This window comes from Pseudomonas sp. SBT1-2 (assembly GCF_028640875.1).
Classification (GTDB): Bacteria; Pseudomonadota; Gammaproteobacteria; order Pseudomonadales; family Pseudomonadaceae; genus Aquipseudomonas; species Aquipseudomonas chlororaphis_I.
In genome coordinates, this window is the sequence record NZ_JAQZAA010000120.1 from 62189 (window position 1) to 71428 (window position 9240).

Consider the following 9240-nt stretch of genomic DNA (forward strand, 5'->3'; position numbering starts at 1 on the left):
AAGCCGTAAAACAAAAAGGCCGTGATCTTTCGATCACGGCCTTTTTTGCTTCTGTAGGAACGAGCGGATGGCGATCCGACTTGCCTGCGATAGCGATGCATCTGTCAGATCGCTATCGCGGGCAAGCCTCGCTCCTACAAGGGTTACTTAGCCAATGGAATTTTCGGCGCCCAGGTCAGCCACTCGTCCTCGAATTTGTCGAACAACGGGAAGGTCTGCTCCGGCCGCGCCGGGCTGCCCATGCGCTCGCCATCCGGCGTGGCAAAGGCGATACCGCCCTGGATCAGGGTTTCCAGCGACTCGGTGCGAACCGTCGCGCCCTTGAACAGGCCGATGTCGATACCGAATCCGCTGCTGTTCCAGAAGCGCGTGCCGCCACGCACCAGCGGCGCGTACTTGGGCTCGATCAGGATATGGATCAGGACCCGGTCGGCGGTCTGGCCCAGCTCGTAGCCCGTGACCTTGCCCACCGTCACTTCACGGTAGGTCACCGGTACGCCGATCTTCAGCGAGCCCCGACGCTCTGCGCTCAGCACCAGGCTCAGGCCGGCCTCGGCGACCGCGGCTTCCGGTGGCTGGGGCAAGGCGACAAAGCTGGTTTGCGCGCCGAGGTTCTTCGCCGCCGGCTGCACTTCGATGTACTGCCCGGTCACCAGGGTTTCCAGGTTGGCGGTCTTGATCAACCCAAGCTCCGGCTTGACCACCCAGAACTGGCTGCCAACCCGCGCGATACGCTCCGGCACTTCGGTGATCCGGGCCTTGAGCAGCACCGACTGCAGGTCGCCGCTCAGGTCAACGTCTTCGACCTTGCCGACATCCAGGCCCTTGAAGCGGATAGGCGTGCCCGAACGCAGGCCATCGGCGCGATCGACCTTGATGCTGATCAGCGTGCCCTTCTGCGTCGCCTGCTCCTTGTCGGCATACAGGCGGAAACGCGGGATACGCTTTTTCAGCGGCACATTGGGTTCCGGCGTGTCGAAGGCGATACCGCCGGCCATCAGGCTTTGCAGCGACTCGCTCTTGACCTGGATGCCGCCGGTCAGGCCACCGGTCAAGGTGACGCCGCTGGCGTTCCAGAAGCGCGTCGAACCGTTCACCAGCCCTTCGTATTCCTTCTCGATGTGCACGCCGATCACCAACTGCTTGCGGGTCCGCGAGAATTGGTAGCTCTGCACCGAGCCGACCTTGACCTGCTTGTACAGAATCGGGCTGCCCACCTCCAGCGAACCGAGGTTTTCAGTAAACAGCACCAGGTGCAGGCCAGGGGAGCGCAGGTCCAGCGGCGGCGCCTTGGGCCGCGCCTCGAACTCGCGTTGCGGAGCGCCGCCCTTGTCACCGGGACGCACCGCGATGTAGTTGCCTTTGACCAGGGCCTCCAGACCCGTGATGCCGGCCAGGGAGATCGAAGGCTTGACCACCCAGAACTGGGTGCCTTGTACCAGGTAATCCTCGGCCAAGGGGTCCAGGGTCAGCTCCGCCGTGGCGCTGGACAGATCGGGGTCGACCTTGAGGGCCTTCAGGTTACCGACCTGGATTCCCTTGTACATGACTGGCGTGCGGCCTGCCTGGAGCCCTTCGAAATCGCTCAGTTTGACCTTGACCCGGATGCCCGCCTGCGCCGCGTCAAAGTCTTCGTAGAGACGGAACGGCAGGGTCGGGTCGGTGGGCGGGCTGTCCCGGCGATTCTCCGGGGTAGCGAAGGCGATACCCCCAGCGACGATGCTGGCCAGGGATTCGCTACGCACTTTCACACCGGAGAGGTTGGCGTCGATACTGATGCCGCTGGCGTTCCAGAAACGCGTATGTTTACGCACCAGATTGGCGTAGGTCGGCTCGATAAAGACTTTGATCTCGACCGTGTTCTGGTCTTCGGAGAGCAGGTAGCTTTTCACCTGGCCCACCTGGATCTGCTTGTAGAACACCGGGCTGCCGCGGTTCAGTGAGCCCAGGCGATCCGCCTTGATGGTCAGGTGCAGACCCGGCTTGGCATCCGATAGCGGCGGCTCTTCGGCCAGCGCCTTGAACTTGCGCGCATTCTCGCCCTCGCCCGGGCTGATGGCGATGTAGTTACCCGAAACCAGTGTTTCCAGGCCGGTGATCCCGGCCAGGGTCACGCTCGGCTTGACCAGCCAGAAACGGGTGCTGCTTTTCAGGTATTGCTGGACGTCCTTGTTCATCTCGACGGTGGCAATCACCCCTCTGGTGTTGCCTTCGTCATCCAGGGCCAGGGCCTTGACCTTGCCCACCGACATCCCTTTGTAGACCACTTCGGTCTTGTTGGCCTGGATGCCCTCGCCACTTTCAAAGCGCACCTGGATCTCGATACCCGTCTGGTTATAGGCACGCCAGCCCAACCATCCACCGATCACCAGCGCGATCAGGGGCAGGACCCAGATGGCCGACCAGTTCGAAGCCGGACGGGTTTTAGCTTTAGGCAAATCACTCATTGTCGTCGTCCGACTCCGTGTTATCCCAGATCAGTCGGGGATCAAAAGTTACTGCGGCGAGCATCGTCAGAATCACCACGCTGGCAAAGGCCACCGCACCGAGATTGGCCTCGATGCTGGCAAGTCGACCGAAATTCACCACCGCCACCAGGATGGCGATCACAAAGATATCCAGCATCGACCAGCGGCCGATGAACTCGATAAAGCGGTACATCCAAATGCGTTGCCGCGCCGATAACGGCTGGTGGCGCTGGACCGAAAACAGCAACAGGGCAATCCCCACCAGTTTGAAAGTGGGCACCAAAATACTGGCGATGAACACCACCGCGGCAATCGGGATCATGCCGTGCTGCACCAGTACGATCACCCCCGACATGATGGTGCTGGGATCACCCTGGCCGAGCGACGTGACCGTCATGATCGGCAGCACATTGGCCGGGATGTACAGGATTGCCGCGGTAATCAGCAGCGCCCAGGTACGCATGATGCTGTTGGGGCGACGAGCATGCACCAGGGCCCCGCAGCGGGTGCAGGTCTGCTCATCGGTATCGGGTTCCTGCCTGTTCAGCTCATGGCATTCGTTACAGACCAGAATGCCCGCATCAATTGCTCTCATGCGCATCCTCCCCCGCCAAGGCATCCCATATCTGATGGGGCGACATGACCACCTCCAGCCACACCTGAACCAATAACAAACTGACAAAACATACCAGCCCCAGGCCGACCGTCATGGCAGCCAGGTCCGCCAGCTTGACGATGGCGACCAATACGCCCATCAGGTAGACCTCGAGCATGCCCCAGTCCCGCAAGTGGTGGTAAATGCGGTACAGCAGCAGGCCGTAACTGCGACCTATGTCCAGGCGAATGCTCAGGAGCACGAACAACTGGCAGACCAGCTTGAGCAATGGAATGCCCATGCTGCAGAGAAACACCACCACCGCCACGCCCTGCATATCGGTATTAAACAAACCGACGACGCCGCTCCATACGGTGTCCTCAGAGGATTGTCCGAGTAGATTGAGCTGCATGATGGGTAAAAAGTTCGCGGGGACATAGAGCAGTAGCGCGGCAATAACCAATGCCAGGCTGCGGTCCACGACATTATGGCGGTGTGCGTATAGCTCGTAACCACAGCGGGGGCACTGGGCTTTTTCTCCGTGGGCCAGCTCTGGCTTGCGCATCAGCAAGTCGCATTCGTGGCAGGCCACCAGGTCATCCAGCGGCAACTCCGACAGCCCGGGGGCGTCAACCGTATCTGACATACAAGGCTCTGGCTCTGAAAAGGCGTGGAGCTATTCTAGAGGTCCGTCCCGAAAATAACTGTGCAAAATTGTTTGGAGATAAGAACCGTTTTTCTGCACGCAAAAGACAAAACCCCAATTGCTTTCGCAATTGGGGTTTCGGAATTTAATCTTGACGATGACCTACTCTCACATGGGGAAACCCCACACTACCATCGGCGATGCATCGTTTCACTTCTGAGTTCGGGATGGGATCAGGTGGTTCCAATGCTCTATGGTCGTCAAGAAATTCGGTGTGCCGACTCGTCTTTCGACGCTTCAGCAAATTGGGTATGTAATAGCTTTGTGGTGCTTTTGTGAGTAGTGCAAACTTTCGGTTCGTTTCGTCTTCACACACCGCAACTCGCTCTTAAGCAAATTGCTTGGGTGTTATATGGTCAAGCCTCACGGGCAATTAGTATTGGTTAGCTCAACGCCTCACAGCGCTTACACACCCAACCTATCAACGTCGTAGTCTTCGACGGCCCTTCAGGGAACTCAAGGTTCCAGTGAGATCTCATCTTGAGGCAAGTTTCCCGCTTAGATGCTTTCAGCGGTTATCTTTTCCGAACATAGCTACCCGGCAATGCCACTGGCGTGACAACCGGAACACCAGAGGTTCGTCCACTCCGGTCCTCTCGTACTAGGAGCAGCCCCTCTCAAATCTCAAACGTCCACGGCAGATAGGGACCGAACTGTCTCACGACGTTCTAAACCCAGCTCGCGTACCACTTTAAATGGCGAACAGCCATACCCTTGGGACCGGCTTCAGCCCCAGGATGTGATGAGCCGACATCGAGGTGCCAAACACCGCCGTCGATATGAACTCTTGGGCGGTATCAGCCTGTTATCCCCGGAGTACCTTTTATCCGTTGAGCGATGGCCCTTCCATACAGAACCACCGGATCACTAAGACCTACTTTCGTACCTGCTCGACGTGTCTGTCTCGCAGTCAAGCGCGCTTTTGCCTTTATACTCTACGACCGATTTCCGACCGGTCTGAGCGCACCTTCGTACTCCTCCGTTACTCTTTAGGAGGAGACCGCCCCAGTCAAACTACCCACCATACACTGTCCTCGATCCGGATAACGGACCTGAGTTAGAACCTCAAAGTTGCCAGGGTGGTATTTCAAGGATGGCTCCACGCGAACTGGCGTCCACGCTTCAAAGCCTCCCACCTATCCTACACAAGCAAATTCAAAGTCCAGTGCAAAGCTATAGTAAAGGTTCACGGGGTCTTTCCGTCTAGCCGCGGATACACTGCATCTTCACAGCGATTTCAATTTCACTGAGTCTCGGGTGGAGACAGCGCCGCCATCGTTACGCCATTCGTGCAGGTCGGAACTTACCCGACAAGGAATTTCGCTACCTTAGGACCGTTATAGTTACGGCCGCCGTTTACCGGGGCTTCGATCAAGAGCTTCGCGTTAGCTAACCCCATCAATTAACCTTCCGGCACCGGGCAGGCGTCACACCCTATACGTCCACTTTCGTGTTTGCAGAGTGCTGTGTTTTTAATAAACAGTCGCAGCGGCCTGGTATCTTCGACCGGCATGGGCTTACGGAGCAAGTCCTTCACCCTCACCGGCGCACCTTCTCCCGAAGTTACGGTGCCATTTTGCCTAGTTCCTTCACCCGAGTTCTCTCAAGCGCCTTGGTATTCTCTACCCAACCACCTGTGTCGGTTTGGGGTACGGTTCCTAGTTATCTGAAGCTTAGAAGCTTTTCTTGGAAGCATGGCATCAACCACTTCGTCACCTGAAAGGTAACTCGTCATCAGCTCTCGGCCTTAGAACCCCGGATTTACCTAAGATTCCAGCCTACCACCTTAAACTTGGACAACCAACGCCAAGCTGGCCTAGCCTTCTCCGTCCCTCCATCGCAATAACTAGAAGTACAGGAATATTAACCTGTTTTCCATCGACTACGCTTTTCAGCCTCGCCTTAGGGACCGACTAACCCTGCGTCGATTAACGTTGCGCAGGAAACCTTGGTCTTTCGGCGTGGGTGTTTTTCACACCCATTGTCGTTACTCATGTCAGCATTCGCACTTCTGATACCTCCAGCAAGCTTCTCAACTCACCTTCACAGGCTTACAGAACGCTCCTCTACCGCATCACTTACGTGATACCCGTAGCTTCGGTGTATGGTTTGAGCCCCGTTACATCTTCCGCGCAGGCCGACTCGACTAGTGAGCTATTACGCTTTCTTTAAAGGGTGGCTGCTTCTAAGCCAACCTCCTAGCTGTCTAAGCCTTCCCACATCGTTTCCCACTTAACCATAACTTTGGGACCTTAGCTGACGGTCTGGGTTGTTTCCCTTTTCACGACGGACGTTAGCACCCGCCGTGTGTCTCCCATGCTCGGCACTTGTAGGTATTCGGAGTTTGCATCGGTTTGGTAAGTCGGGATGACCCCCTAGCCGAAACAGTGCTCTACCCCCTACAGTGATACATGAGGCGCTACCTAAATAGCTTTCGAGGAGAACCAGCTATCTCCGAGCTTGATTAGCCTTTCACTCCGATCCACAGGTCATCCGCTAACTTTTCAACGGTAGTCGGTTCGGTCCTCCAGTCAGTGTTACCTAACCTTCAACCTGCCCATGGATAGATCGCCCGGTTTCGGGTCTATACCCAGCGACTAAACGCCCTATTAAGACTCGCTTTCGCTACGCCTCCCCTATTCGGTTAAGCTCGCCACTGAATATAAGTCGCTGACCCATTATACAAAAGGTACGCAGTCACAGAACAAAGTCTGCTCCCACTGCTTGTACGCATACGGTTTCAGGATCTATTTCACTCCCCTCTCCGGGGTTCTTTTCGCCTTTCCCTCACGGTACTAGTTCACTATCGGTCAGTCAGTAGTATTTAGCCTTGGAGGATGGTCCCCCCATATTCAGACAAAGTTTCTCGTGCTCCGTCCTACTCGATTTCATGACTAAGAGACTTTCGCGTACAGGGCTATCACCCACTATGGCCGCACTTTCCAGAGCGTTCCGCTAATCTCAAAGCCACTTAAGGGCTAGTCCCCGTTCGCTCGCCACTACTAAGGGAATCTCGGTTGATTTCTTTTCCTCAGGGTACTTAGATGTTTCAGTTCCCCTGGTTCGCCTCTTGCACCTATGTATTCAGTACAAGATAACCATCTTATGATGGCTGGGTTCCCCCATTCAGACATCTCCGGATCAAAGTCTGTTTGCCGACTCCCCGAAGCTTTTCGCAGGCTACCACGTCTTTCATCGCCTCTGACTGCCAAGGCATCCACCGTATGCGCTTCTTCACTTGACCATATAACCCCAAGCAATCTGGTTATACTGTGAAGACGACATTCGCCGAAAATTCGCGATTAAACTCACAAATTTTACCTTAGCCTGAATAAACACCAGTGAAAGTGCTATCCAGTCTATCTTTCTATCACATACCCAAATTTTTAAAGAACGATTCTGATAAAGATCAGAAATCAACATTCATCGCCAATCAGCGGAATGCTCATTTCTAAGCTTTAAACGATGGACACCAATCTGTAATGGTGGAGCCAAGCGGGATCGAACCGCTGACCTCCTGCGTGCAAGGCAGGCGCTCTCCCAGCTGAGCTATGGCCCCGTATCGCTACAGGGTGCACCAGTAATTGGTGGGTCTGGGCAGATTCGAACTGCCGACCTCACCCTTATCAGGGGTGCGCTCTAACCAACTGAGCTACAGACCCAATCGTCTTCTTCAATGAATCAAGCAATTCGTGTGGGAGCTTATGAAGCAGCTGATGTCGTCGATTAAGGAGGTGATCCAGCCGCAGGTTCCCCTACGGCTACCTTGTTACGACTTCACCCCAGTCATGAATCACACCGTGGTAACCGTCCTCCCGAAGGTTAGACTAGCTACTTCTGGTGCAACCCACTCCCATGGTGTGACGGGCGGTGTGTACAAGGCCCGGGAACGTATTCACCGCGACATTCTGATTCGCGATTACTAGCGATTCCGACTTCACGCAGTCGAGTTGCAGACTGCGATCCGGACTACGATCGGTTTTATGGGATTAGCTCCACCTCGCGGCTTGGCAACCCTCTGTACCGACCATTGTAGCACGTGTGTAGCCCAGGCCGTAAGGGCCATGATGACTTGACGTCATCCCCACCTTCCTCCGGTTTGTCACCGGCAGTCTCCTTAGAGTGCCCACCATTACGTGCTGGTAACTAAGGACAAGGGTTGCGCTCGTTACGGGACTTAACCCAACATCTCACGACACGAGCTGACGACAGCCATGCAGCACCTGTCTCAATGTTCCCGAAGGCACCAATCCATCTCTGGAAAGTTCATTGGATGTCAAGGCCTGGTAAGGTTCTTCGCGTTGCTTCGAATTAAACCACATGCTCCACCGCTTGTGCGGGCCCCCGTCAATTCATTTGAGTTTTAACCTTGCGGCCGTACTCCCCAGGCGGTCAACTTAATGCGTTAGCTGCGCCACTAAGAGCTCAAGGCTCCCAACGGCTAGTTGACATCGTTTACGGCGTGGACTACCAGGGTATCTAATCCTGTTTGCTCCCCACGCTTTCGCACCTCAGTGTCAGTATCAGTCCAGGTGGTCGCCTTCGCCACTGGTGTTCCTTCCTATATCTACGCATTTCACCGCTACACAGGAAATTCCACCACCCTCTACCATACTCTAGCTCGCCAGTTTTGGATGCAGTTCCCAGGTTGAGCCCGGGGATTTCACATCCAACTTAACGAACCACCTACGCGCGCTTTACGCCCAGTAATTCCGATTAACGCTTGCACCCTCTGTATTACCGCGGCTGCTGGCACAGAGTTAGCCGGTGCTTATTCTGTCGGTAACGTCAAAATACTCACGTATTAGGTAAGTACCCTTCCTCCCAACTTAAAGTGCTTTACAATCCGAAGACCTTCTTCACACACGCGGCATGGCTGGATCAGGCTTTCGCCCATTGTCCAATATTCCCCACTGCTGCCTCCCGTAGGAGTCTGGACCGTGTCTCAGTTCCAGTGTGACTGATCATCCTCTCAGACCAGTTACGGATCGTCGCCTTGGTGAGCCATTACCTCACCAACTAGCTAATCCGACCTAGGCTCATCTGATAGCGCAAGGCCCGAAGGTCCCCTGCTTTCTCCCGTAGGACGTATGCGGTATTAGCGTCCGTTTCCGAACGTTATCCCCCACTACCAGGCAGATTCCTAGGCATTACTCACCCGTCCGCCGCTCTCAAGAGAAGCAAGCTTCTCTCTACCGCTCGACTTGCATGTGTTAGGCCTGCCGCCAGCGTTCAATCTGAGCCATGATCAAACTCTTCAGTTCAAACATCTTTGGGTTTTGAGAAAACCCTAAACTTGGCTCAGCAATCGTTGGTTACATCTTTGATTTCTCGCGGAGTAACTTGTGATGCTGATAATCTTTCTGACTATCAGTCTGACTCCACAAGCACCCACACGAATTGCTTGATTCAGTTGTTAAAGAGCGGTTGGTTAAGTCTTTCGTCTCAACCGAGGCGCGCATTCTACAGCA

The 9240-nt window shown here is 55.2% G+C and carries 3 protein-coding genes, 2 tRNA genes and 3 rRNA genes; all 8 read right to left on the reverse strand.

The features are described from left to right. Positions 1 to 143: 143 nt before the first annotated feature. The 8 genes from PVZ78_RS31520 to PVZ78_RS31555 all read right to left on the reverse strand — a co-directional run bounded on the left by PVZ78_RS31520 (position 144) and on the right by PVZ78_RS31555 (position 9033). Positions 144 to 2447 carry a PqiB family protein gene (locus PVZ78_RS31520; RefSeq protein ID WP_016703650.1) on the reverse strand — a complete coding sequence of 768 codons (2304 nt, stop codon included), beginning with the start codon at positions 2445 to 2447 and terminating at the stop codon, positions 144 to 146. Continuing rightward, on the reverse strand, positions 2440 to 3063 hold the full coding sequence (locus tag PVZ78_RS31525) for a paraquat-inducible protein A (RefSeq protein WP_007930128.1): 624 nt from the start codon (positions 3061 to 3063) through the stop codon (positions 2440 to 2442). Before PVZ78_RS31525 ends, PVZ78_RS31520 begins: the two co-directional genes overlap by 8 nt. Next, a complete protein-coding gene (locus tag PVZ78_RS31530) occupies positions 3050 to 3709 on the reverse strand; it encodes a paraquat-inducible protein A (protein ID WP_038635160.1) in 660 nt (219 codons plus the stop codon). The genes PVZ78_RS31525 and PVZ78_RS31530 overlap by 14 nt, the downstream gene beginning before the upstream one ends. A gap of 149 nt (positions 3710 to 3858) precedes the next feature. Then, positions 3859 to 3974 (reverse strand): 5S ribosomal RNA (gene rrf, locus PVZ78_RS31535). Positions 3975 to 4121: 147 nt separating this feature from the next. Next, positions 4122 to 7013 (reverse strand): 23S ribosomal RNA (locus PVZ78_RS31540). Between the two features lie 239 nt (positions 7014 to 7252). Further along, positions 7253 to 7328 (reverse strand) — tRNA-Ala (locus PVZ78_RS31545). A 26-nt stretch (positions 7329 to 7354) separates the two neighbouring features. Beyond that, positions 7355 to 7431: transfer RNA gene (locus PVZ78_RS31550), tRNA-Ile, on the reverse strand. 65 nt (positions 7432 to 7496) lie between these two features. Next, a 16S ribosomal RNA gene (locus PVZ78_RS31555) occupies positions 7497 to 9033 on the reverse strand. Together the 16S, 23S and 5S rRNA genes with 2 tRNA genes alongside form the textbook arrangement of a ribosomal RNA operon. Positions 9034 to 9240 lie beyond the last annotated feature (207 nt).